Genomic DNA, 25,283 nt, shown 5'->3' with positions numbered 1-25,283 from the left:
GCCGCATGCGTCCATGACCGGCCCGATCGATCGCATCGTCATCGTCGGCGGCGGCACCGCCGGCTGGATGACCGCCGCCTCGCTGGCCAAGCAGTTCGTCGATCAACCGGTTTCGGTGACCCTGATCGAATCCGACGAGATCGGTACGATCGGCGTCGGCGAGGCGACCGTGCCGCACATCCGATTCTTCAACGCGCGGCTGGGCATCGACGAGGCCGATTTCATGCGTCGCACCCAGGCGACCTTCAAGCTCGGCATCGAATTCCGCGACTGGGCGCGGATCGGCGACAGCTACATCCATCCCTTCGGCCGTTTCGGCGAGGACCTCGACGGCATCGCCTTCCATCATCACTGGGCTCGCCTGCGTCGCGATGGCCGCGGCGAGGATCCCGACCGCTATTCGCTCGCGGCGATGGCAGCCCGGCAGAACCGCTTTGCGCACCCTACGGGCGATCCCGACAGCGTCGCCGGCAGCTATTCCTACGCCTTCCAATTCGATGCCGGGCGCTACGCCCGCTACCTGCGCAGCTATGCCGAGGCACGCGGTGTCGTCCGGCGCGAAGGAAGGATCGTCGACGTGGCGACGGACGGGGAAACCGGCCACGTGGCTTCGGTGACGCTCGGCAGCGGCGAGGCGGTGGCGGGAACGCTGTTCATCGATTGCTCGGGGTTCCGCGCCTTGCTGATCGGCGAAAGGGAACCGTTCGAGCGATGGGGCCACTGGCTGCCCTGCGACCGTGCGGTCGCGGTACAGTGCGACGGCGGCGCGGCGCTGGAGCCCTATACGCGTGCGACCGCGGGCACGGCGGGCTGGCGTTGGCGCATCCCGTTGCAGCACCGCGTCGGCAATGGCCATGTCTATTCGAGCGCGCATCTCGGCGACGACGACGCGGCCGCCGACCTTCTCGCTGGACTGGAAGGCGAGCCGCTCGGCGCGGTCCGCCAGCTCCGCTTCCAGGCGGGGGTGCGCCGGCGGCAATGGGTCGGCAACGTCGTCGCGATCGGGCTGGCGGCCGGGTTCCTGGAGCCGCTCGAATCGACCAGCATCCACCTCATCCAGCTCGCAATCGGCCGGCTGCTCGGTCTGTTCCCGGATCGACGCTGGCAGCCGGCGCTCGCCGCCGAATTCAACCGCTCGATGGGCCTCGAGTACGAACGGATCAGGGACTTCCTGATCCTCCATTACCACGCCACCGAGCGCGACGATTCGGCGTTCTGGAACGACATGCGGACGCTGGACATTCCGGCGTCGCTGGCGGAGCGGCTCGACGCGTTCCGCAGCCGCGGCCTCGTCGTCAACTACCGCGAGGGCATGTTCCTCGATGCGAGCTGGGTGGCGGTGCTGCTCGGCCAGCGCGTGCTGCCCGCGCACCTCGATCCCCTGGCCGCACGCCAGCCGCTGGACGACGTCGCCCGGTCGCTCGCCACCCTCAATGCGCGCTACTGTGACGCCGCGCACGCGATGCCGTCGCAAGCGGATTATCTCGACAGGATCGGTGCCCGTGCCGCTTGAACGCATCGTGATCGTCGGCAACGACGACATCGCCTGGCTCGCAGCCGACCTGCTGTCCCGCGCGGTGCGGCCGCCGTTCATCGCCGTGCAGATCATCCGGCCGACCGACCCCGTCAGCCCCTGGGCGACGCTCGCACGTGGCGCGACGATCTCCCCCGAGGCTGCCGCGATCTGGGACGCGGCCGGCGCCGACGAGCTCGATTTGCTCCGCCGGGCTCGCGGCAACTTCACGGTCGGCACCGTGCTGCAGGGCTGGGCAGCGCATGGCGCGGGCTTCCTTCCCTTCGGGTCGATCGGCGATCCGGCTGCGCAGATCGCCATCCAGCATGTGGTCGCCCGCCACACCCGCGATCAGGCCGCGCTGCCGCTCACCGCGTTCATGGGCGGCGCCCTCAGCGCCCGCGCCCAGCGCTTCGCACCCCCACGCGCCGCCGATGCCAGCGCGCAAGCGGCCTTCGACTACGGCCTCCATGTCGATGGCGCGCTCCAGGCTGCGGCATCCGCAGCCTCGGCGGTGGCGCGGGGCACCGAGGTGGTGGAGGCCGGCATCGCCTTCGTCTCGCGGGACGACGCCGGGCTGATCGCATCGGTGACGCTGGACGACGGCACGATGGTAACGGCCGACCTGTTCGTCGATTGCGGCAACTGGCTCGACGACGAACCAGCGGTGATCGACTGGAGCGCATGGCTCCCCTGCAACCGGCTGGCCTGCATGACGCGCGACGTCGCCACTGCCCCGTCTGTATCGGCGACGCTCGCCGCGCACGCCTCCGGCTGGCAACGCCAGGCATCGTTGCGCGGCGCGGTGATCGACAGCTTTGCCTATTGCGACGCGGCGCCGGGCGATCGGCCGGCAGACGCGGTCGCCTACCGCCCAGGGCGTGCCGCTTCTCCCTGGCGAGCCAATTGCGTGTCGATCGGCGACGGCGCGGTAATCCTCGATCCGATCGGCGACATGCGGCAGAACCTTGCGGTGTCGGCGATTGCACGGCTCGCGGCGTCGCTGCCCGGCGATCGCGCCTCTACGGTCGAGGCACGCGAATATAATCGTCGAACCGTCGCCGAACTCGACGATGCGCGCGACTTCGCGATCGCGCATTATCGGCTGAACGGCCGGGTCGGCGATCCGTTCTGGGATCAATGCCGTACGATGGTAGCACCCGACACGCTGCAGGCGCGCATCGAGCTCTATCGCGATTGCGGCCGCGTGGCCGCGGTCGACGACGAAGCGCATGGCGCCCCGGCGTGGATCGCGCTGTTCGACGCGCTGGGCTGGCGCCCACTCCAGTACGACTCGCTCGCCGACCTGCTGGCGCCCGACGAGGTCGACCGCCAGCTACGCGGTATCCGTGACCACCTGGTCGCGCACGTCGCCGCGATGCCGCCCTATGCCGAAACGGCGAGGATCATCGGCCAGGGGTGATCGCCCGCCTAACGGACGGTGATCGTCGTGCCGAGGGCGAATGCGCCGAGGGATGGGTCCCAGCCCTGCCGCCGCGCCTTGTCGTCGGCATTGGCGAAGCGAATGGTATAGCGCGGATCGTGCGCCAGCCGCGGATCGGCGTCGGGCAGCGCCAGGAGCACGTCGTATGCGCCCGGGGCGAGATCGGTCGGCAGGCGCGTCGTCAGCGCTTCGGACGATGGCGTCCCCGGCAACCAGCGGCGCGGATCGACTCCGCCCGCCTCCAGCTCGCGGACGGCGTCGGTGCCATGCGCGCGCAGCGCCAACCGGACGCCGCGCGAATTGTAGATCCGCGCCCAGCCGTCGTTGCGAAGCTGGACGTGGACGATCAGCTTCCCGCCCCTCACGACCGATGCGGGATGCGACGCGCCCGTCATCACGATGCTGTACCCCATCCTGCGCGTCACCTCGCTGATGCAGCCTTCGCGGGTCCATCGATCGTGGAATAGCCGGCGGTAGTAGGAGGCGTTCAGATAGGTGAGATTGAACCGCGCGCCGTCCGCTCGAATGTCCGCACAGCTCGTACGCGGCGTCGCGCCCGCATCGTCCGCGGGGTTGCATGTCTCGCCCCCGAACGGCGCGAGATCACCCAGCCGGTCGATATAAGCCTGCTGCGATCGGCGCCGCGCCGGATCTTCGTCATAGGTGCCGACATCGGTCCGGCTGGCCAGGAAACAGTCGTTGTGGAACCCGATCCGGAACCGACCCGCGATCGCGCTCTCGATGCCCGGCAGCCGGGGCGTCCAATCGATCAGATAAGGCGGATAGCGGAACTGGACGAAGCGGTCCTCCGGTGCGGCCGCCAGCAACGCGTCGCGGATCCGCGTGCGCGGCCCGGGCGCGGTCAGGCCGTTCGAGGAGGTATGCCACTCGCCCCACGCACCGATCATCCCGGCCTGTACGAAGGCGATTACGTCGCCGTTACGCTTCCACACCGGCGCCAGCGACGCGAGGTGGTCGAGCACCCGAGCGAGCGGCGCATCCTGTGCCTGCTGGTAGCCGGTCTCGCCCCGCGGTTCGTTGTACGAGGCGCGAATGATCAGCTTAACCCCTTCGTGCCGCGCGACGGCAAAGGCGGCCTCGAGCCGGTCGAGGAGCGCGGTCGGCAATGCCGTGTCGCGATAGGGCTCGAGATCGATGCGCACATAGATCAAACGATAGCCCTTGGCGTAGGCGTCGGCGACCTCGCGCCGCGACAGGCTGGCCAGGTCCGTCTGTACCGGCAGGTAGAAGCCGCGCTCCGGATTGGGGAAACCGGTGGGCGCCGGACGGAAAGTCGTCCGAACGATGGATGCAGCTGGTTCGTAAGAACGATCAGCCGGCGGCACAGCATCGCGCTGCACAGGCGTTGCAGCCAATAGGGCCACGACCGAGGCGAGAAGCGTGATCGACATACGGGCTCCAGCGAAAGATAACGAACCTTGCAGGCTGGTCGCCTATATCGGAGCTGCTGGCAAGCTCCGATGCTCTTAGTGACAGCTATAAAGAAGCGTTTCGCTTGTTTGCTGTTTGACAGTTCGGCAACGCGACGGTTACAAAGTCGAAAGATATCGCGCCCAGCACGAAGACGAGCGGGCCGCCGGGGTTTGGGAGTGATCATGATGCGCACACGCGACATTCGTATTTGGATGCTGGTCGGGACCAGCGTCACGGCGATGCTGCTCGCCTCCCCCGCCACGGCGCAAACCGCTCAAGACGCACCCGCCGACGGCCGCGCCAACGCGACCCCGACCAATCAGGACCGGTCTTCCCCGATCGCGGACGGGCTCGATCCTGCAGCGGTGCTCGGCGATCCCGCCCAGCAACCCGGCGACACCGGCGAACCGGCAGGGCAGGCCGACACCCAGGACATCGTCATCCGCGGCGTCCGCGGCAGCCTGCTTCGCTCGATTCAGGCGAAACGCGATGCAGCGACGATCGTCGATGCGATCTCGTCGGAGGAACTCGGCAAATTCCCGAACCGGAACGTCGCCGAAGCACTCGCCAACATCCCCGGCGTGACCGTCGGTCGCGATGGCCGTGGCGAGGGTCGCAACATCACCGTTCGCGGGCTCGGCCAGGATTTCGCGCTGACGACGCTGAACGGCCGGATATTGCCGACCGACGGCGCCGACCGCTCGTTCGCCTTCGACGTCCTTCCGTCCGAGATCATCTCCGGCGCCGAGGTCCAGAAGGCGGTGCGATCGTCCGAGCTGGAGGGCAGCATCGGCGGGATCGTCGATCTGCGCACCGCGCGCCCGCTCGACCGCACGGGCTTCCACGCCTCCGCCTCGATCGAGGGGCAGTATAACGATCTGCCGAAGAAGGGCGGCTACAAGGCCAGCGGCGTGATCAGCGACACCTTCGCCGACGACACCATCGGCGTCCTTCTCGCGGGCAGCTACACCAAGTACAAGTTCCGCACCGACAATCTCGGCGAATACTCGCTCACCGACGGGACCGAGGCCGCGTATGGTGTCGATTTCAACCAGGATGGACGGATCAACCCCGACGCCAACGGCCCCGCCTTCATCTGGCCGGACTATTACAGCGTCGGCTATGTCGAGGGCGAGCGGGAACGGATCGGCGGCGCCGGCGCGATCCAGTGGAAGCCCTCGAGCGCCTTCGCCCTGACGATCGACGGCCTCTACAGCCGCTACACCGTCACCCAGCATAACTACCGATCGTCCAACTACCTCAATCCGCTCGGCGACGACGGCTCGCAGCGCTGGATCCCGGGATCGATCGCGGTCGACAAGAACAACGTCGTCACCGGCTTCAAGATCAACGATCTGGTATCGGAGGTGCTGACCACCGACGAACCGCGCAAGAGCCAGACCTACCAGATCGGTGGCCATCTCGATTGGCAGGCGAGCGACCGGCTGAAGCTCGGCATCGACGGCTATTACGGCAAGGCGCAGGACGACACCGGCGGGCAGAACCGCTTCGTCGTCGCCGGCATTCCTGGTGCGTCCGCGACCTTCGCGACGCGGAACGGCGGGCTGCCCGATCTCGCCATCCGCCTGCCCGGCGGCCGTACGCTTGACCAGGCGACCAACGACGATTTCCGCGCGCACTATATCGGCATTCAGGGCCAGAACATCGACGACCGGATCGAGAGCGCGAAGCTCGACGGCGAGTACCGCGTCGACAATGGCCACTTCAAATCGATCACGTTCGGCGCGGCCTGGACCGACCGCAAGAAGACGGTCGAGCAGATCGACAATCAATACACCACGTCGTGCAACTATTGCGGCTATCCCTTCTCGTTCGGCGACATCGACGCTCAGGTGGTACGGCCGCCGGCCAAGGGAGAGATCCTGTCGAAGCTGAAGGGCGATTTCCCGCGCCGCCTGCCCTATTTCGACATCGACACCTATCTTGGCGCCCTGTCGCGGGCGGACAACAATCCCGCGATCCTCAACCCCAACAGCTGCCTCGACGCCACCGGCACCCCGATCGAGGGCTGTTCGCTGTCGCCCTATCCCGCCGGCTATTCGAACCAGATCATTCAGGACGATCTTCCCGCCTCCTATCGGATCGGCGAGCGGACCTGGGCGGGCTATTTCCAGTTCAACCTGGAGGGGCCGAAATGGCGTGCGGATCTCGGCGCGCGCCTGGTGTCGACCAAGGTCTCGTCGGTCGGCTACGGTGCCAGCATCGCTAGCATCATCCCGCGCGTCGGGACGCAGGACAATGCGGTCTCGTTCAACGACGTCGAGGCGATCAACGGCGGCGGCAATTATACGCGCCTGCTGCCCGCCGCGAACTTCGCCTACGACATCGCCGACGGCCTCCGCCTCCGCCTTGCCGCCTCGCAGGCGATCGCACGGCCGACCTTCGGCCAGCTCTCGCCCGCCAAGGACGCCACCTCGGCGCAGTCGGGCACCTACATCATCTACGATGCCGGCAATCCCGATCTGAAGCCGACCGAAGCGGACCAGCTCGACGTATCGGTGGAATATTACCCGTCGAACCGGCTGGCGCTGACCGCGGCAGCGTTCTTCAAACACATCACCAACTTCGTATCGACCATCCCGGTCGACGTGGTGATCACGCCCACCGCGCAGCCGGCCAACCAGCAGCAGAATTTCGATTTCGTCGAATATCAGGTCAGCAACGGCGACAGCGCCAACGTCTATGGCGTCGAGATCGGCGGCCAGTATTTCCTCGACAATGGCTTCGGCATCCAGGCGAACGCCACCTACAACCGGTCGCGCGCGAAATCGGGCGACATCACCACCGATCTCCCGGGTGCGATCCCATTCTCGGCGAATGGCAAGCTGTTCTACGAAAACCACGGCATCGGCGCGCAGGTTTCCTACAGCTTCCAGTCGCGATTCACCTATGCGCAGGCGGGCAACCTCAGCTACCTGCCGATCAAGGAAGACCCTTATCACGAGGTCTCCGCCAGCCTGTCCTACGATCTGACCAAGAACCTGTCGGTCTACGTGCAGGGATCGAACCTGCTGGGGTCGGCGACCAAGCGGTTCAACGATTATCGCAACCTGCCCAATTTCTACGAATATTCGGGCCGGTCGTTCTTCTTCGGGCTGCGCGGCCGGCTATAGGCCCGATGCTTCGGCAGCGGCGATCGGGGCAATGGCGAACACGCCCCGGCGACCGCCAGGATTATGAGGACCGCGCATGAGATTGTTTCTTCTGGCCACCAGCGCCGCGTTGGCGCTGACCTCCGCCGCAAGCGCACGCGAGATCGATCCGCTGGCGCCGAGCGGTCGCTGGTCCGCCAACACCGCCGGCCAGGCGCAGACGCCGCCGATGGGCTGGAACAGCTGGAACGCGTTCTTCACCGACGTCGACGAGGAAAAGGTCGTCGCGTCGGCCAAAATCATGGTCGACAGCGGCCTCGCGGCGAAGGGCTATCGCTACGTCAATCTCGACGAGGGCTGGTGGGATCACCGGCGCGCCGACGGGCGGATGCTGGTGCGCACCGACAAGTTCGGCTCGGCAAGGACCGCGGATGGCGCCACCTCGTTCAAGCCGTTCACCAATCGGATCCACGCGATGGGGCTGAAGGCGGGGATCTACACCGATCTCGGCCGCAACACCTGCGCCCAGGCATATGGCCCCAACGAACCCAATCTGCCGCGCGGCAGCGTCACCGAGCGGGAGGTCGGGCTGTGGGGCCACATCGATGGCGACATCCGGCTCTACTTCGCGGACTGGGGCTTCGACTATATCAAGATCGATGGCTGCGGCCTGCGGGCCTATGGCCCCGACAGCGATACGGTTCGATCGGGCAAGTATCGTGCGCTGGCGCCGCTGCTCGATCTCGACACCGTCAGCCGATCGAACATCCCCGCGGTGCGCAGGCAGTTCGCCGCGGTCGCAGCCGCACTGGCGCGTTACAATCCCGACGGCGACTTCCTGTTGTCGCTGTGCATCTGGGGGTCGGCCAACGTCCGTGCCTGGGCGAAGGACGTCGGCAACATTTCGCGCACCAGCGACGACATTACCCCGGACTGGGGCCGAATGCTCACCAACTTCGATACCAGCGCGAAGCGTGCGCTCTATGCGCATCCCGGCTCGTGGAACGATCCCGACATGCTGTTCATCGGCAAGGGCGATTTCGACGCCGATCACCTGACCGAGGCTCGCTCCCATTTCGCGCTCTGGGCGATGATCAACGCGCCGCTGCTGATCGGCAGCGACCTGCGAAAGACGCCCAAGCCGCTGATGGACATCTTCGGCAACGCCGCGCTGATCGCGGTCAACCAGGATCCGGGCGGACACCAGGCGGTGGTCGCCTACGACACCGACGACCTCCAGATCTTCGTGAAGACCCTGGCGGACGGCACCAAGGCGGTGGCGCTGCTCAACCGTTCCTCGCAGCCGCTGAAGGCGACGCTCACCGCGGCGCACCTGGCATTTCGGGCCGATGCGGCGGTCGAGCTGACCGACCTGTGGACCGCCAGACGATCCAGCTTCACGCGCGAGACCAGCCTCGCGATCCAGCCGCGCGAGACGCTCGTGTTCCGCGCCTCGGGCAAGCGCGAGCTGGCCGACGGCATGTACCTGTCCGAACTGCCCGGCGACGTGAACCCCGCGGTCGACGGCGTCACCGATCCGATCGCGGACCCCACGATCCACCGCGCGATCTCGCCATGGGAAGGCACCCATGGCGGCGGTTCGCGCCCGATCTACGCCGGCTGGGGCGGCGCACAGGCCGATGCCACGCCGTTCGGTCGTCAGCTGCAGATCGCGGGGCAACGCTACGCCCACGGGCTCGGCGTCCTCGCCAATTCACGGCTCGAGGTCCGCAACCACAACTACCGGCGATTCACCGTCACGGTCGGCATCGACGATTCCGCCACGGAGGCCAAGCGACCGGTGACCTTCGCGGTCTATGGCGACGGCCGCCTCCTCGCGACCAGCAAGCCGATCGGCCGCGGCGCCTCGCAGCGCCTCGACGCGCCGATCGCGGCCGTCCGCATCCTCGAACTCGTCGCCACCTCCCCCGGCGCAACCAACGAGCGCCTTCCGATCGCCTGGGCGGACGCGCAGCTGCGTTGACGCGCCGCCCCCGCGGAACCATCACGCCGGACCGGGGGTAAGGACGGGGGAGCGGGCCGCGCGTCGCCGGCTGCCGGAGGCGACTGCATGGAAGCGAGCGAGGCCCCGCGAGTGGCAGGAGCGGCCCCGCTGCTCGACGTCCGCGATATGGGCAAGTCGGTGCCGGGCCCGCGGCGACTGTTCCGGCATCTCGCGCTGCAGGTCCGCGCCGGCGAGCTGGTCGCGATCATCGGCGAATCCGGGGTCGGCAAGTCGACGCTGCTCAACATCCTCGCCGGGCTGGACGACGCCGACGAGGGCAGCGTCGCGATCGACGGGGTCGATCTCGGCGGGCTCGACGAGACCGCCCGCACCAGGCTCCGGCGCGAGCGCATCGGCTTCGTCTTCCAGGCCTTCCACATCCTGCCCTACCTGACGCTGCGGCAGAACGTCGCGCTGCCGCTCGCGCTGGTGTCGCCGGATGCCGCTGCGGCGGAGCGCCGTGCCGACGCGATGCTCGACGCGGTCGGCCTCACCGCGCGCGGCGACGGCTATGCGCGCGACCTCTCCGGGGGCGAATTGCAGCGCGTCGCGATCGCGCGCGCGCTGGTCCATCGCCCCGCGCTGATCCTCGCCGACGAGCCGACCGGGAACCTCGATCCCGACACCGCGGCGCGTGTGCTGGCGCTGTTCGCGGCGGCGGTGCGCGACAATGGCGCGGCCGGTGTGATGGTGACGCATTCCGCGGCGAGCGCGGCGATCGCCGATCGCGTGCTGACGCTCGGTGCGGACGGCCTGGTCGATCGGCGTGGCTGATCGCGCCGGGCCGGTCACGGGCAGGTTGGCGCTCGGCTGGCTGATCGGCGGCGAGTGGCGCTTCCACCCAGCACGCTTCCTGACGACCGCGGTGGCGATCGCGGTCGGTGTCGCGCTGGGGTTCGCGGTGCACCTCGTCAACGGATCGGCACTCGCCTCGTTCGACGGTGCGATGCGCGGCGTCAGCGGCGCGGCCGAGCTGTCGGTCCGCGCGACCAGCCCGCTCGGCTTCGACGAGCGCGTCTATCCGCGGGTCGCGATCGCCAGCGGCGTTGCCGACGCCAGCCCGGTGGTCAGCCTGGACGCGCGGATCGGCCGCAGCCGCCTGACGCTGCTCGGGGTCGACGTCATCCGCGCCGCCGCGGTGACGCCGTCGCTGATCGGCTTGCGCGCGTCCGGCCCGGACACGTCGAACGATGCGGTGTTCGACGAAGCAGCGCTGTTCCTATCGCGTCGTGCCTTGGCCGATAATGGCGCGCGGGTCGGCGCGATCGTGCCGGTGGTCGCCAATGGCCGCACCGTGCCCCTGCGTGTCACCGGTACGCTGCCCGCCACCGACGCCGCGATCGGTGTCGTCGACATCGCGGCGGCGCAGTGGCGGTTCGGCAGGCTGGGCCGGATCGATCGCCTCGATCTCGCGCTCACGGATCGCATTGCGGCGGAGGCATCGCTCCGCGCGCTGCTGCCGGCGGACGCGGTGCTATCGACCGCGGCGGCGCAGAACGCGCAGGGCGACTCGCTGTCGCGGGCCTATCGCGTGAACCTCGACATGCTCGCGCTGGTGGCGCTGCTCACCGGCGGCTTTCTGGTCTATTCGGCGCAGTCGCTGTCGGTGGTCCGCCGTCAGCGCGCCTTCGCGTTGCTCAGGACGCTCGGCATGCCGCGCGGCGGGGTGGTCGCCGCGGTGGTGACGGAGGGATTTGCGATCGGGATCATCGGATCGGCCGCGGGCCTGGTCGCGGGCTACGGCCTCGCTTGGGCGGCGCTCCACTGGTTCGGCGGCGATCTCGGTGCGGGCTATTTCGCGGGTGGCAACGCACGAGTCGTCTTCCAGCCGGCGGCGGCGACCAGCTTCTTCGCGCTCGGCCTGCTGGCGGCGATCCTCGGCAGCGCGATCCCCGCTCGCGCCGCGGCGCGGGCGGCGCCGGCGGCGGCGCTGAAGAACGCCGGCGACGTGCTCGATCCGCGCCGCCGCGTGGCCTGGTGGCCAGCCGCGGCGCTTCTCCTCGTCGGCGCGGCAACGGCGCTGTTGCCTGCGATCGACGGTTTGCCGCTGTTCGGCTTTGCGGGAATGGCGCTGATCCTCGCCGGTGGTGTCGCTGGCGTGCCCTGGTTCGCGCGCGCCCTGCTCGCACCGCTGGCGCGACGTAGCATCGGCGGCGTGCCGCGGATGCTGGCGGTACGGCATCTTCACGGCGCGCCCGGTGAGGCCGCGACCGCGCTGTGCGGCATCGTCGCGTCGACCGCGCTGATGATCGCGATGGCGACGATGGTGACGAGCTTCCGTGGGGCGGTCGACGACTGGCTCGGCGACGTGCTGGGCGCGGACATCTATGCGCGGACTACCGCCGGCGCCTCGTTCGAACCCGCGACCCGCGCGCGCCTGTCCGCCACGCCCGGCATCGCGCGGGTGGCGTTCAGCCGTCAGCTGCCGTTGACGATCGCGGCCGATCGCCCGCCCATCAGCCTGATCGCAAGGCCCGAGCGCGACGGGCGCGACCCGCTGCTCGTCTTGATCGATCGGGCGCCGCCGCTGCCGGCCGGTGCGCTTCCGGTGTGGGTGTCGGAGCCGGCGCAGCGACTCTACGGCTGGGACCCGGGCGAGACGGTTGAGCTGCCGATCGCAGGCCGCACCCGCTTCTACGTCGCAGGAGTCTGGCGCGACTATGGCCGGCAGGCCGGCGCGGTGCTGATCGACGAACGCGATTATCAGCGGCTCACCGGCGACGAGGGCCGCGACGAGATTTCCGCGAGCGTCGCGCCGGGGCAGGATGCGGACCGCGTCGCCGCCGCGCTCACCGCAAGGCTTCCCGCCGATCTCCGTGAACAGGTCGAGATCACGCGGCCCGCGACCTTGCGGCGGCTGGCTCTCACGCTGTTCGACCGCAGCTTCGCGGTGACCTATCTGCTGGAGGCGGTGGCGATCCTCGTCGGGCTGGCGGGCGTCGCCGCGACGATGTCCGCCCAGACGATCGCGCGCGAGCGGGAATTCGGCATGCTCCGCCACCTGGGGCTCACCCGCCGCCAGCTTGGCACGATGCTGGCGACCGAGGGCGCGATGGTCGGCCTGACCGGCGCCCTCGCGGGGATCGGGCTCGGGCTGGTGCTGGCGCAGGTGCTGATCCACGTGATCAATCCCCAGTCGTTCAACTGGACGATGTCGACGCGGGTCCCGATGGGCACGCTGATCGCGGTCGCCGCCGCGCTCACCGGGGCAGCGGCGGTCACTGCGGTGCTGGCGGGGCGACGCGCCACCGCACGCAGCGCGATCACGTCGGTTCGGGAGGATTGGTGATGCGTCGGACCGCGAAGATCTGGCTCGGGCTCGCCGCCGTTGCAGTGGCATCGCCCGCCGCCACGCCATATCCGAAGGTCCGCCCCGGCATCGCGCTGCGCTTCCCCGCAGACCATGGCGCTCACCCGGATTTCAGAACCGAATGGTGGTACGTCACCGGCTGGCTGAAGACCGCAGATGGCAAGGATCTCGGCTTCCAGGTCACCTTCTTCCGTACCCGCCCGCCAGTCGACACGAGCAACCCCAGCCGCTTCGCCGCCGGGCAGGTGATCTTCGCGCACGCCGCCCTGTCCGATCCGGCTACCAGCCGCCTGCTCCACGGCGAACGCGCGGCGCGGCAGGGCTTCGGCCTGGCGTCGGCGAAGACCGGCGATGCCGACGTCGCGATCCGCGACTGGCGGCTGCGGCGCGATGCCGACGGGCGCTGGACCACGACGGTCGCCGCCGACGGCTTCCAGCTCGCGCTCGCGTTCCGCCCCACCCAGCCGCCGCTGGCGCAAGGCCGCGGTGGCTATAGCCGCAAGGGTCCCCGACCGGAGGAGGCAAGCTACTATTACTCGATCCCGCATCTGCGCGTCGCCGGCTCGGTCACCCGCGCCGGTCGATCGATCCCGGTGACCGGTGAGGCGTGGCTCGATCGCGAATGGTCGTCCAACTATCTCGCGCCGACCGCGCAGGGGTGGGACTGGACCGGTCTCAACCTCGACGACGGCTCGGCGCTGATGGCGTTCCGTATCCGGCGCAAGGGCGGCGGCACGCTCTGGGCGGGCGGATCATGGCGGCGGCCGGACGGGCGGATCGCGGTGCTCGGCCCCGACGACGTGCGCTTCCGCCCGGTGGCGACGTGGCGGAGCAAGACCACCGGGGCGGTCTACCCGGTGATGCAGGACCTCGGCGTCCGCGTCGACGGCCGCACGAGGACGCTCAGACTGACGCCGATGTTCGCCGCGCAGGAACTCGATGCCCGGCGCAGTGGCCTGCCGGTCTATTGGGAGGGCGCGGTGCGGGTGCCCGGCGGACGCGGCTATCTCGAACTCACCGGCTACGACCGCGCGCTGGCGATGTAGCTGCAACGCGGATTGACGCCGCCCGCCAAGTGGAGCGAAGATGCGCAGGGGAATGGGGTCCCCGAAGCGGGGGGGAACTTACCATGGGCAAGTGGTTGATCGCGGCGACACTGTGTCTGCCCGCGGCGGTAATGGCGCAATCGGGCACGACCAACGGGCTGACCGACTTTCCCGAGATCCCCAAGGCCGAGCCGTTCCGGGAACAGGTCTTCGACGTCGCCATCGACGATCCCTACCGCTGGATGGAGAAGGCGGACCGGCGCGCCGATCTCGAGACCTGGGTCAACGCCTCCAGCCTGCACACCACCACCGAACTCGCCGCGCTGCCGGGACGTCAGGGATTGCTGAAGGAGATGGAGGCGCTGAGCCGCGCCAACAGCCGGTACTTCTCGGCGCAGGAGGCCGGCGGCAAGCTGTTCTTCGAGATGCTGGCTCCCGACAAGCAGGTCGCGGTGCTGATGGTGCGCGACGGCGGCAAGGACCGCGTGCTGCTCGATCCGATGGCCGGCACCGATGGCAAGACGCCGCGCGCGATCTCCAGCTATTCGGTATCGCCCGACGGCCGCTTCGCCGCGATCCATGTCGGCGAGGGCGGCGGGGAGACCGGCGCGATCCGGATCTACGATGTCGCGACCGGGCGACCGACCGCCGACACGCTGACCCCGGTCTGGGGAGAGTTCAGGGTCGGCTGGATCGACGATGCGACCGTGATCTACACCCGCCTCGCCTCCACCGCGGCGGGCGCCGACCAGATGAAGGGCATGGTCGCCTTCCTCCACCGCATGGGCACGTCGATCGACCAGGACGTCGCGGTGCTCGGCGGCACCGGGCCCGATCACGGCTTCAGGGTCGATCCCACCCAGTTCCCGATCGTCCTGCCCGATCCTACCTCACCCTGGGTCCTCGCCTATGCCGCCAACGCGCGCGCGGAGATCCCGCTGGCGGTGGGCCGGTTGAGCGACCTGCGCGCCGGAAGGCCCGCCTGGATCAAGCTTGCCGACTATGACGACCGCATCAATAGCGGCGATATCGTCGGCGACACGCTCTACTATCTGACCAGCAAGACCGACGAGAATGGCGAGCTTCGCGCGATCGACCTGGCCGACGGCACGCCCTCGCTGAACAGGAGCCGGGTGGTGATGCGATCGGAGAACCGCGTCCTGACCAGCATCGCCGCGACCGACAGCGGTCTCTACGTCACCACCACCCTGCCTTCCGCCGCGGCCGAATTGTGGTTCCTGCCCAAGGTGGGCGGCACCCCGCGCAAGCTGGCGCTGCCCGCCAGCCAGTCGATCGACGACATGGCGGTAACCCCGGACCGCCGCTCGGTCACCTTCAGCATGGGCGGCTATACCTCGACCGACGTCTATTACCGCGCGACCGCCGGGCAGGTCGTGCCGGTCGGCCTGGCGAACACCGCGCCACCGTCGGCCGCGCGACGCACCGTCGTCCAGGAAACCGCTACCAGCCGCGACGGCACGCGCGTGCCGCTCACCATCGTCTATTCGGGCGCGCGCAAAGGCCCCGGACCGACCGTGATCGAGGCCTATGGCAGCTACGGCGTATCCGGCCAGCCCTATTACTCGCCCGGCTGGGACATCTGGAACCAGCGGGGCGGCACCTATGCCTATTGCCACATCCGCGGCGGCGGCGAACTCGGCGAAGCGTGGCACCGCGGCGGGATGCAGGCCAACAAGGTCAACAGCCATGCCGACCTCACCGCCTGCGCGGAACGCCTGATCAAGCTCGGCTATGCGACCCCGCGAACGCTCGGCATCTTCGGTGCGAGCGCGGCGGGCCTGCTGGTGCCGCCCACCGCGATCAAGCGCCCCGATCTGTTCGCAGCGGTCGTGACCCGCGTGGGCATCGTCAATCCGATCCGTCTCGGGGCCGCGAACAACGGTCCCAACCAATATGGCGAAATGGGCGATCCGCAGACCAGGGACGGCTTCGCGGCCCTCGCGGCGCAGGATTCAACCCTGCTGCTGCCTAAGGCGAGCGGCGGCACCGACTACCTCTTCACCGTCGGGCTCAACGACAAGCGGGTCGATCCGTGGATGTCGGCGAAGCTCGCCGCGCTGATGCGGGCGAAATGGGGCGACCGCCATCTCGTGCTGATCCGCTCCGACGGCAAGGCCGGCCACGGCATCGGCTCGACCCGCGACCAGGGGCTGGAAGAACGAGCCGACATCTTCGCCTTCTTCCTCAACCGCTTCGGCGCACCCGGCTTCGTAAAATAGGTCGGACGGTTTCAGCCTAATGTGCTGCGGGTTCGTGTGTCCGCCCGCTCCGGCCAGCAGCGATCGTCCTGAAGGATAGACTTCCCGTCACGCCTTGCAGCTGCTTCTCGTATGATCGGGACGCGGACCGATCGCCCGATCGAGCCGCCGCCTGCATCGCGCCATGGAGTGACCAGAACCGGTTGGGCTCTTTTACCAGGCTGGCGCGGAACGCGGCCAGCGCCTCTCCCGGCTCGTTCCTCTCGAGCAACAGCTCGCCGAGCAATTCTCTTGCTGGCAGGAACGGGCCGGGCGTGACCGATGCAAGCTCGGTGCTGTCTTCCAGCAGGGCGACAGCACGAAGCCCCGCGATTGCCGCCGCCGCATCGCCGCGCGCATGCGCCCGTAACGCGGCGACCTCCTGCCGCTGGATCTCGACCTGACCTGCCCAATAATCGTCATGCGATCGGATCAGCTGCTCCCGCAGCCGGGCGAGCGCGTCGATCGCCCGGGTGGCGCCGGCCTCGTCGCGCAGATGCGCCGCACCGACACCGCGGGCGAAGTAGGAAATCGCGGTGGCGTTCGGGAACGGGCCCGCGACCACGTCTCGACGCGCCGCGTCCGCCCAGGCATGCCGCTCCAGATCATAGCGCGCCGGGATCGCGGCATGTGCATAGAAGGCCGCGGACGGCGGCGCCGCGCCGCTGGCATGCGCCGGATCGAACGTCGCGAACACCGCGGCGGATGTTTCGACCAGATCGGCCGCCAGCCTGTCCTGGCCGGTCTGCAGGTACGCGTAGACCAGATAGTCGCTCGCATGCAGCACGTCGGCGGGCTGACCGGCCGCCCGCGCCGCCGTGGCCGAGCCGCGATTGGCGGCGATCGATCCCTGCCAGTCACCCACGCGCGTGAAGGTGTGCGACGGCATGTGCAGCGCATGCGGCGTCGATGGCGCGATCGCGGCGTACCGCGCCGCCGCCTTCGCCGCGCGTCCCGCCAGCGCCGGCTCGTCATAGGCGTGGATGATGTAATGCGCCAACCCCGGATGATCGGGAAACCGCGCGAACAACCCCTCCAGCAACACCCCCGCCCCCAACTGTCGCGAATAGGTCTTGTCGCCGGGGTCGGCAGACGCCGCGAGGGCGAGCGCATAGAAGATCGTCGCCTCGGTGTCGGCCGGGTTAGCCGAAGCCAGCGCGGCCATCGCCGTCTCGTAAGCCTGCATTCGCGCCGGCTGAAGGAGGCGGGGATCTTCGGTATACAGCTGCGCGACAGCGTCGATATATCCCCGTTCACGCGCGGTCTTGCCGCCCACCGCCCGCGCCTGCCGAACCGCCGCAGCCCCTTGCGCCAGCTGCGCGGGCGTCTTGAAGCCGGCGAAGGGGTTGCCCCAGATGCTGATCGCGATGCCCCAATACGCGATCGCGCATCCGGGGTCGTCCTTCAGAATGACATTGAAGCCATCGATCGCGCGCCCGAACTGAAAGGAATGCATCAGCGCGACGGCGGTATCGAACCGACCCGCCACCGCCGGCGAACAGGAAGTCTCGAACGACACCGTGCCGAGCGTCTCGTTGGGTGCATGTTGATGCGCCTGAGCATCGATCGGGGACGTCGCCAGGCAGACGCTCGCGGTCAGGCAAAGTGCGGTCCGCATCAACATAACACCACTCTCATTGCTCGCCGCCGATCGTGCAAGATCTACGTGTCATGATCATCTCTCCGGCAGCATGGTTTCGAGGCGCTAATCGACCGATCGTTACGGCAGGAAGTTGCCGATCACCTTGCCCTTGTCGTTGGCGAGCGATCCGCCGCGGACGCCGGCCGGACAAGCGCCCTCGTGGCTGCCGACGACCGACCCGGTCATGGTCGACCCATCCGAGTTCTTCACGGTCAGATCGACACGCAACCGCTTGCCGAAGTCGCCCGCGATGGTGCCAGTCGATGCCATGGTGGTGTCCATCTCCTTGCAAACGGCGTCGAACGCCCATCCTGTCTTGGTGCGCTTGAATTCCTTCTTGCTGCAATCCTCGAACGGCACCAGCTGATCGTAGATGGAAAGCTTCTCCTCGGAACCCTGCCCGACGCAGACATATTGGGTGCCGGTGGCCACGCCGGCTTGATCGAGCCGGTCGATCTTCCACCAGCCATCGGCGCGGCGAGGATAGCCCTTGCTCGTCGTCGGCACGGTGGTCGGCGTGATCACGCGGGTATCGACGTCCCTTGCCGAACGCTCGCCAGCGCTGCCGTTGCCGGCGTCCGTGCCGCCGCATGCGGCAACACACGCACTGCCCAGCAGGATGGCGATGGCAGGCAAGGCTTTCATCCTGCTCGTCGCGAGCAGGACGCGAATGCCTGCCGCCAGATGCGTTGGCAATGAGGCTCTTGGACAAACGGCAAGACGCACCATGGTTAGCTCCCGACTTGGAGAGAAATGGCGGCGCTCGATCGGCGCTGATGCTCATTTTAGGGTGCGATCCCGATTGGAGATGTACCCGAATAGATGCGCCATGTCAGCCGGAATGAACCCACATGATCATCTTGCGCCATCGATAAAGCGGCGATCACGCGATCGGGTCGGGAGGCACTTGGCATCTTCGCGGAAGTAGCGCGCGATGCTTCTCCAGCGGGTTGCCCTCGTTGAGCAACTTGTGTTCCCAGTTCGTTCCTTCGTCGCTATGCCGCTGGCATGACCCTCGATCTCTTCGCCGCTCCTTTACTGCCGGGGCTCGGCACGCGACCCGACCTGATCGATCGGGCCGAGGAGCGGATGTTGATCGAGCGGATCGACGCCTCCGATCTCGCGCCCTTCCGCTTTCAGGGCTGGACCGGCAAGCGCCTGACCACGTCGTTCGGCTGGAGCTACGACTTCGAGGTGGGCAAGCCCAAGGAAGCGCCGCCCCTCCCCGATTGGCTGCGCCCGTTCCGCGATCGCGCTGCCGCCTTCGCGAGACTGAAGCCCGAGGACCTGATTCAGGCGCTGATGATCCGCTACGATCCGGGCGCAGGCATCGGTTGGCACCGCGACCGGCCGATCTACGGCCACGTCCTCGGCCTATCGCTCGGCGAGCCCGCAACGATGCGGTTTCGTCGGCGCCGACCCGGCGGGTTCGATCGCGCGTCGGTGCCGCTCGAACCACGCGCTGCCTATCACTTGGCCGGGCCTGCTCGTCATGACTGGGAACACAGCATCGTCGAGATGGAACGGCCGCGCTGGTCGATCACCTTCCGCAGCCTCGCAGGCCCGGCGTGACGCAACCCGCGACCGTTCCCGCCACCGCACCCGACTTCGTCGTGGTCGACGTGGAGACCGCCTGCTCGCGCGTCAGCAGCATCTGCCAGATCGGCATCGTCGGCTTCAAGGACGGCGTCGAGGTGTTCGCCTACGAGACGCTGGTAGACCCGCTCGATCATTTCTCGTCGTTCAACACCCGTATTCACGGCATCAGTTGCGACCATGTCGTCGGCGCGCCGACCTTCGGCGACATCCATGCCATCGTCGACGAGCATCTGGCCGGCCGCATCACCGTCGCGCATTCCTTCTTCGACAAGGGTGCGCTGGGCGCGGCGTGTGCGATCCACGAGCGCGCCGGAATCGAAACGACGTGGCTCGACAGCGTCCGGGTGGCGAAACGTGCGTGGCCCGAGCTGCCAAGCCACCGTCTCAACGTACTCACCAAGTTTCTCGGGGTCCGGCACAAGCATCATGATGCGCTGAGCGATGCGCGCGCGGCCGGCATGGTGATCGTCCGCGCGATCGAGCATACCGGCATCGAGCTCGCCGGCTGGCTCTCCCCGAACACCGCGCGGCGGGGACAGGCACCGAAGCCCGCCGCCAGCGGCCCGCTTAAGGGCGACCGCATCGCGATCCTCGGCGCGCCGCGCGATGGCACGCTCGCCCGGTATCTGGCCGCCGCCGGCGCGAGGATCATGTCGTCGGTGGGCACGACCACGACAAAGCTGGTCATCAGCGACGACCAGCCCTTCGGTCGCTTCGTCACCGCGCACGCGGACTGCCGCCAGGCGGAGGCGCTGCGGCTGGGCGGCGCGCCGATCGAGATCGTCGCCGAGCGCGATCTCCGTCGCAGGATGGGGCCGACCGACGGACACGGTTAGGCGGGTATCGCCCGTTAAGTACCCGCCGACGTGAACCAAGGCTGCCAAGCCTTTGCCGCTACCCGATTTCTACTAGATCGCCCGCTCCATCAGCACCACGGTCAACGCCTGTCCGTTCGGCAGCGGCGCTTGTTCCTCCCCGTGCGCGACATAGCCGTGGCGCGCGTAGAAGGGGACGCCCGTGAGCGTCGCGCCCATCGCCATGCGGGAAAAGCCGCGCCCGCGCGCGGCTGCCTCGCACGCGGCGAGGATCGCCGACGCGATGCCCTGGCGGGCATAAGCCGGGTCGACATAATAGGCGCGGATGCGCGCAGGGTCGGTGGCCGGGTCGATCCGCTCGCCGGTGTCGCCATGCGTATGCCCGCCATGGAGGGCGCGGCGATCGGACCAGCCGCCGGCACCGACCAGCTGGCCGGATCGGGTCTCCGCGACGAAATAGCTCCGATCGGCGATGAGCCCGTGGTCGGTCAGGAACACATGGCCGAGTGCCGCGTCCCGCTGGTCCTGCGAATAGTCGGCACGCTGCAGCCCGTGCACGGCCCGGACGATCAGCCCGTCGATTGCAGGCACGTCGTCGACGGTGGCGAGGCGGAGCGTCAGGTCGGGTGCCATGAAGGTAGACTACGACTTCGCATCGGCGATGGTCCAGCGGCATGCGACGATCGCGCGACGTCACGCCGGGCGCCTTCCGATCGCGGAGGCGCCCGGCGCGTGCCTCAGGCCGCAGCACCCCCGTCGATGTTGAGCGTTGTGCCGGTGATGTAGCTTGCATCCGGCCCGGCGAGGAACGCGACCGCGCCGGCGATCTCCTCGACCTTGCCGTAGCGGCCGAGCGGGATGAACCCCTTCATCTGCTGCGCGAAGTCGCCGTCGGCCGGGTTCATGTCGGTATCGATCGGGCCCGGCTGTACCGTGTTCACCAGGATGTTGCGCGTGGCGAGGTCCTTGGCCCAACCGCGGGCCAGCGCCGCCACCGCCGCCTTGGTCGCGCTGTAGACTGCGGTTGCGGGGAAGGCGAGTTCGCCCGAGACGCTACCGATCAGGATGATCCGCCCGCCGTCACCGATATGCGGCAGCGCGGCGCGCGTGCCGACATGCAGACCCTTCACATTGACTGCGAACTGGCGATCGAAGATCTCGTCGGTGTCGTCGGCGACGGCGGAGAATTCGGCGACGCCGGCATTGTGGACCAGGATGTCGATCGTGCCGAGCGCTGCCACGGCCTGTTCGACGCCGGCACGCTGCGACGCTGCGTCAGCTGCATCGGCCTGAAACGCGAAGGCCTTCCCGCCCGCGCTCTCGATCGCCGCGACGGTCGCGTCCGCGGCGGCCTTGTTGCCGGCATAGGTGATCGCGACGGAGGCGCCATCGGCGGCCAGCCGCTTCGCAATCGCCGCACCGATGCCGCGCGACCCGCCGGTGATTAGCGCCGTCTTGCCCTGAAGTGACATGGGAATTCTCCGAGATATGGCCCGCGATCACGCCATCGTGCGCTGTCGGCAGGGCAGAAGATGGGTGCTGGGTCAAACAGTTCAATATTCCCGAACTATTAAATTTATTGCGACTGCCTATATCTTGCCCATGCCTCGCTTCACGCATCCCCGGCTCGACGACGTCCCGCTCGATCTGGCGCTGCATGCGCTGGCCGATCCCAATCGGCTGGGCATGGTCGCGCGTCTCGCCGCGACCGAACGGCTGAGCTGCACCGACGCGGCCCCTTGCGACTCGATTCCCAAGAGCACGCTGTCCAACCACCTCAAGCTGCTCCGCGCGGCGGGGTTGATCGAGACGACACAGGCCGGGCGCGAGATGATCAACACGCTGCGACGCACCGATTTCGACGGGCGCTTTCCGGGGCTGCTCGACGCGGTGCTCGCCAATAGCAGGCGCGTCGCGGACAGCTGAGGCCGCAAACGCATCACCTCCGCCAACATGGCTATCCGCCCGCAGAGACGGATAGCCATGCGACGCACGTCAGCGGGTCAGCGGGCGGTTGCCGCCGATCCCCCCGACGCATGTCCGATCACGTTCAAGACGATGGTATCGCGATCTAAGGCAGATCGGACGGTTCGCCCCGCAGCCTCGCGGCGCATCGCGTCGATCTGCGCTTCATAGTCGTCCACCGACGTCGCGAAGACGATGTCGGCCCGGACCCGCTGCCGCTCCGCGACGTCGGTCGGCTTAGGGTAGGTATTCTTCATCCGTGCCACCCCCTGTAGCGCCGCTTTGTTCAGTTCCGCATAGGGGGATGGACGGACGAGTTGGATGACGGTCGGCGATCCGGCGCCATCCGCCACGAACGCGACAGACACGAGGCCCCTGGAGTCATGGCCGAACACCGGATGCGGGTATCTGATCGCCTTGTCGAGATTGCGACCGATTTGCTTGATCCACTGGGAACGAGTGGGCGCGGCGACGACGACGATCGACTTATCCTTCGGCGCTGCCGGGGTAGAGAGCAGCGCGGTGATGACCACGAACACGAACGACATGACTTTGCGCATGACGATCTCCTGATGTGAGGACGATCGGCCATTGTTGACGTGTGCTTACGATCGCGGCCCAGAACACATTCTTGCGTCACTGGTCGAAGGGGGATGGCGTGCGTTCTGCGGACCAAGCGCTGTCCCAAAACGAGAATGCGACTCCCGAACCCCGGTGTCAACCAGCCGACACACCCTCAAATGGGGTGGATCTCGCAACGCGATCGCTTCGCCCGATCCGTAACGATTGCTCAAACCGCTTAAGCTTGCATCAACGGACCGGCATGGGTGGGGAAGCGATTCGCTGCGATTTCTGGCGTTCGCGTTTGCTGTCTTCACGCCCGTGCCGGCTGCCTTCGTACAGATCAACCCGACACTGACCGAAGCGGAACGCGGGATCCGACTAGACGATGCGCCTGCGACCCACCTTAAGATCGACGCACTCGATATCGGCGTTCATCTCGTCGGCCGCATCGCCGACGTAAGGGTCGAGATGCTGATCGGCTCGGATGATGTCCATAGCTACGAGGCGAGCCTCTCTTACATCCTCCCTGCCGATGCGATCGTCACCGGCTACGCGCTGGACGTCGACGGCAAGATGATCCCCGGCCAGTTGATCGAGGCGCCCAAAGCCCGCAACGTTTACGAGGACGAAGTACGCGCCGCATCGATTCCGGGCTGGCAGAGGTGGCCGGCAACCGCTTTACGACCCGCATCTTCCCGATCGTCGCCAGCCATCCCCGCCGCTTCCGCCTGCATTTCGCTGCATCGTTCGATCCCTCGATCGGGCTCGTTCTCCCCATCGCGCGCGAGGCCTCGATGCGCTCCCGCTGCTTCCGGCAAGCCCGACGGTTCAGGCAGGCGTTCCCGTCACCACGTCGCCACCGCCGTTGGTGCGCTTGGGAGTCGCCGGGGGCAACTGGGCAGCTTCTGTTGCAGGCGCGTCGACCGGATTGGCGCTGCCGGCGAGCATGCCGTTGAGCGAGCCGCCCGCCATGCCGAGTTCTGCCATCAGGCCATCGATCAGCGGTCCGCCGACGCGGTAGCGCATCGCCGCGGCGACAGCAGCATCGGCCAAGTTGCCCTGGCTGCCACTGGCCCCGTCCTTGCCGACATCGCCATGCAGCCCACGCGCGTCGAGTATGCTGATCTTGTCGATGTTCTCCATCGGCTTGGCGGCCGCGGCGATGATCGCGGGCAGCGCCTCCAGCATCGCCTTGCGCACCAGCAACGCGGTCTGCGCGTCGCTCAGGATGTTGGTCGCCTCGTTCAGCGACGCCTGGCCCGCAGCATCGACCTTGAACGCCGCCTCGCGTCCCTCGGCGCGCGCCTTCTCGGCATCGGCTTCCGCCGTGGCTTCGGTACGCAGTGCGCTCGCCCGGGCTTCGGCCGCTTCCTTCTCGGCGGTGGCGGCGACGGTGATGCCGACCGCCTCCTCCTGCGCTCGCTGCGTAGCGGCGATCACCGCGACGTTCTTGTTGCGGTTGGCGATCTCGGTCGCTTTCGCGGTCGCGACACTCTCTTCTGCACGCACCGCCAGCGCGCGCGCTTCGTTGGCCGCCGCGGTGGCGGTCGATTCTTCTTCAGACTTCTGCGCGGTCTGCACCGCGGTGGTGATCCGCGCGATCTCGATCGTACGATCGCGCTCGATCGTCGCGGTCTGGATCGCGCCGTCGCGCGCGATCGTCGCGGTCTGGATCACCTTGTCGGCCTCCGTCTGGGCGACGGTCTGCGCCTGGCCGGCGGTGATACGCGCGATCTCGGCGAGGCGGGTCTGCTCTGCCTCGGCGGTGGCGATCGCGGTCGCCTGCTCCGCCCGCCGAGCCGACAGCGTCTGCTCCTGCGTCAGCCTGGCCTGTTCGGCCGCCTGCGCGATCTCGAGCGACTGGTTGTTCGCCTCCAGGTTGCGCTGTTCGATCTCGACCCGGTTGGTCGCGACGATGTCGTTGCGGATCTTCTTGCGCTCTTCGATCGTGCGGGTCAGCACGGTCAGGCCCTCGGCATCGAACGCGTTGTTCTCGTTGAAATGCTCGAACGCGGTCTGATCGAAATGGGTGATGCTGACCGATTCCAGCTGAAACCCGTTCATGTCGAGATCGGTCATCAGCGCTTCTTGCACCTTCTGGATGAAGTCGGCGCGGTTGGCGTGGAGATGCTCCATCGTCATCGTCGCCGCGACCGATCGCAGCGCGGACACGAGCTTGCCATCGAGCAAAGACTTAACCGCATCGGGGCTGTTGACCGAATCGCCGAGCGTCTGCGCCGCGGCGGCGATCGATTCGGCATCCGGCTTCACCTTGATGTGGAACAGGCCGACCACATCGACGCGCAGCTTGTCGAGCGTGATCAGCGCATCCTTGTTGAGGCGCGAAACCTCCAGCTTCACCGTCGTCAGGCGCACCTGCATCAGTTCGTGCAGCACCGGAATGACCATGATGCCGCCGTTGAGCACGACCTTCTCGCCCCCGAAGCCGGTCCGGATCAGCGCAACGTCCTTGGTCGCCCGCCGGTAGAGGCGGGTAAGGATGATGCCGATGACGAGAAGCGAAAACAGGACGATGCCTGCGTAGATAAGCACATTCAGAATCGATGCAGGCACT

At 67.9% G+C, this 25,283-nt stretch carries 18 protein-coding genes and 1 pseudogene; 12 read left to right on the top strand and 7 right to left on the bottom strand.

Annotated features, from left to right (window positions below):
- Positions 1–13: 13 nt before the first annotated feature.
- Both ACT009_RS17140 and ACT009_RS17135 read left to right on the top strand, forming a co-directional pair.
- Positions 14–1,513 (top strand): tryptophan halogenase family protein, encoded by a 1,500-nt coding sequence (locus ACT009_RS17140; RefSeq protein WP_445192257.1) that lies wholly within the window; start codon positions 14–16, stop codon positions 1,511–1,513.
- Positions 1,503–2,936, top strand: coding sequence for a tryptophan 7-halogenase (locus ACT009_RS17135; protein WP_445192256.1), 1,434 nt, complete (start codon positions 1,503–1,505; stop codon positions 2,934–2,936). Before ACT009_RS17140 ends, ACT009_RS17135 begins: the two co-directional genes overlap by 11 nt.
- 8 nt (positions 2,937–2,944) lie before the next feature.
- On the opposite strand, the gene ACT009_RS17130 is transcribed toward ACT009_RS17135, so the two are convergent.
- Positions 2,945–4,369 (bottom strand): DUF4832 domain-containing protein, encoded by a 1,425-nt coding sequence (locus tag ACT009_RS17130; RefSeq protein ID WP_445192255.1) that lies wholly within the window; start codon positions 4,367–4,369, stop codon positions 2,945–2,947.
- A gap of 204 nt (positions 4,370–4,573) precedes the next feature.
- On the opposite strand from ACT009_RS17130, the gene ACT009_RS17125 reads away from it, so the two are divergent.
- From ACT009_RS17125 to ACT009_RS17100, 6 genes are all read left to right on the top strand, one after another.
- Positions 4,574–7,525 (top strand): TonB-dependent receptor, encoded by a 2,952-nt coding sequence (locus ACT009_RS17125; protein ID WP_445192254.1) that lies wholly within the window; start codon positions 4,574–4,576, stop codon positions 7,523–7,525.
- 76 nt (positions 7,526–7,601) lie between these two features.
- Positions 7,602–9,488 (top strand): NPCBM/NEW2 domain-containing protein, encoded by a 1,887-nt coding sequence (locus ACT009_RS17120; RefSeq protein WP_445192253.1) that lies wholly within the window; start codon positions 7,602–7,604, stop codon positions 9,486–9,488.
- A gap of 111 nt (positions 9,489–9,599) precedes the next feature.
- Positions 9,600–10,283, top strand: a complete 684-nt coding sequence (locus tag ACT009_RS17115) for an ABC transporter ATP-binding protein (protein WP_445192252.1) — start codon at positions 9,600–9,602, stop codon at positions 10,281–10,283.
- Positions 10,252–12,798 carry an FtsX-like permease family protein gene (locus tag ACT009_RS17110; protein ID WP_445192251.1) on the top strand — a complete coding sequence of 849 codons (2,547 nt, stop codon included), beginning with the start codon at positions 10,252–10,254 and terminating at the stop codon, positions 12,796–12,798. Before ACT009_RS17115 ends, ACT009_RS17110 begins: the two co-directional genes overlap by 32 nt.
- Positions 12,798–13,865 (top strand): lipocalin-like domain-containing protein, encoded by a 1,068-nt coding sequence (locus tag ACT009_RS17105; RefSeq protein WP_445192250.1) that lies wholly within the window; start codon positions 12,798–12,800, stop codon positions 13,863–13,865. Before ACT009_RS17110 ends, ACT009_RS17105 begins: the two co-directional genes overlap by 1 nt.
- Positions 13,866–13,948: 83 nt before the next feature.
- Complete coding sequence (locus ACT009_RS17100) at positions 13,949–16,105, top strand: prolyl oligopeptidase family serine peptidase (RefSeq protein WP_445192249.1); 2,157 nt, start codon at positions 13,949–13,951, stop codon at positions 16,103–16,105.
- Positions 16,106–16,121: 16 nt separating this feature from the next.
- Here ACT009_RS17100 and ACT009_RS17095 read toward each other — a convergent pair whose 3' ends face one another.
- Together ACT009_RS17095 and ACT009_RS17090 are read right to left on the bottom strand one after the other, a co-directional pair.
- Entirely contained in the window at positions 16,122–17,741 is a 1,620-nt protein-coding gene (locus tag ACT009_RS17095) for a hypothetical protein (protein ID WP_445192248.1), read from the bottom strand.
- Positions 17,742–17,843: 102 nt separating this feature from the next.
- A complete protein-coding gene (locus ACT009_RS17090; RefSeq protein WP_445192247.1) occupies positions 17,844–18,494 on the bottom strand; it encodes a DUF3617 domain-containing protein in 651 nt (216 codons plus the stop codon).
- A 279-nt stretch (positions 18,495–18,773) separates the two neighbouring features.
- Between ACT009_RS17090 and ACT009_RS17085 the strand changes: the two genes are divergently transcribed.
- Together ACT009_RS17085 and ACT009_RS17080 are read left to right on the top strand one after the other, a co-directional pair.
- On the top strand, positions 18,774–19,337 hold the full coding sequence (locus tag ACT009_RS17085; protein WP_445192246.1) for an alpha-ketoglutarate-dependent dioxygenase AlkB: 564 nt from the start codon (positions 18,774–18,776) through the stop codon (positions 19,335–19,337).
- Positions 19,334–20,200, top strand: a complete 867-nt coding sequence (locus tag ACT009_RS17080; RefSeq protein ID WP_445192245.1) for an exonuclease domain-containing protein — start codon at positions 19,334–19,336, stop codon at positions 20,198–20,200. Before ACT009_RS17085 ends, ACT009_RS17080 begins: the two co-directional genes overlap by 4 nt.
- Before the next feature lie 72 nt (positions 20,201–20,272).
- Here ACT009_RS17080 and ACT009_RS17075 read toward each other — a convergent pair whose 3' ends face one another.
- Positions 20,273–20,812, bottom strand: a complete 540-nt coding sequence (locus tag ACT009_RS17075; protein ID WP_445192244.1) for a GNAT family N-acetyltransferase — start codon at positions 20,810–20,812, stop codon at positions 20,273–20,275.
- Positions 20,813–20,916: 104 nt separating this feature from the next.
- Positions 20,917–21,651, bottom strand: coding sequence for an SDR family oxidoreductase (locus tag ACT009_RS17070; protein ID WP_445192243.1), 735 nt, complete (start codon positions 21,649–21,651; stop codon positions 20,917–20,919).
- A 130-nt stretch (positions 21,652–21,781) separates the two neighbouring features.
- Here ACT009_RS17070 and ACT009_RS17065 point away from each other — a divergent pair, with 130 nt between their 5' ends.
- Positions 21,782–22,105: an ArsR/SmtB family transcription factor gene (locus ACT009_RS17065; protein WP_445192242.1), complete on the top strand. Its 324-nt coding sequence runs from the start codon at positions 21,782–21,784 to the stop codon at positions 22,103–22,105.
- Positions 22,106–22,182: 77 nt separating this feature from the next.
- Here ACT009_RS17065 and ACT009_RS17060 read toward each other — a convergent pair whose 3' ends face one another.
- Positions 22,183–22,704, bottom strand: coding sequence for an energy transducer TonB family protein (locus ACT009_RS17060; RefSeq protein ID WP_445192241.1), 522 nt, complete (start codon positions 22,702–22,704; stop codon positions 22,183–22,185).
- Positions 22,705–23,176: 472 nt separating this feature from the next.
- Between ACT009_RS17060 and ACT009_RS17055 the strand changes: the two are divergent.
- A pseudogene (locus tag ACT009_RS17055) lies at positions 23,177–23,287 on the top strand (hypothetical protein); the annotation flags it as partial.
- 249 nt (positions 23,288–23,536) lie between these two features.
- Here the strand turns inward: ACT009_RS17055 and ACT009_RS17050 are convergent.
- Positions 23,537–25,282, bottom strand: coding sequence for a flotillin family protein (locus tag ACT009_RS17050; RefSeq protein WP_445192240.1), 1,746 nt, complete (start codon positions 25,280–25,282; stop codon positions 23,537–23,539).
- Position 25,283 lies beyond the last annotated feature (1 nt).

The organism is Sphingomonas sp. Tas61C01 (genome assembly GCF_052567495.1).
Note: the sequence above shows the minus strand (reverse complement) of the source record. Positions and strands in the feature narration are given on the sequence as shown.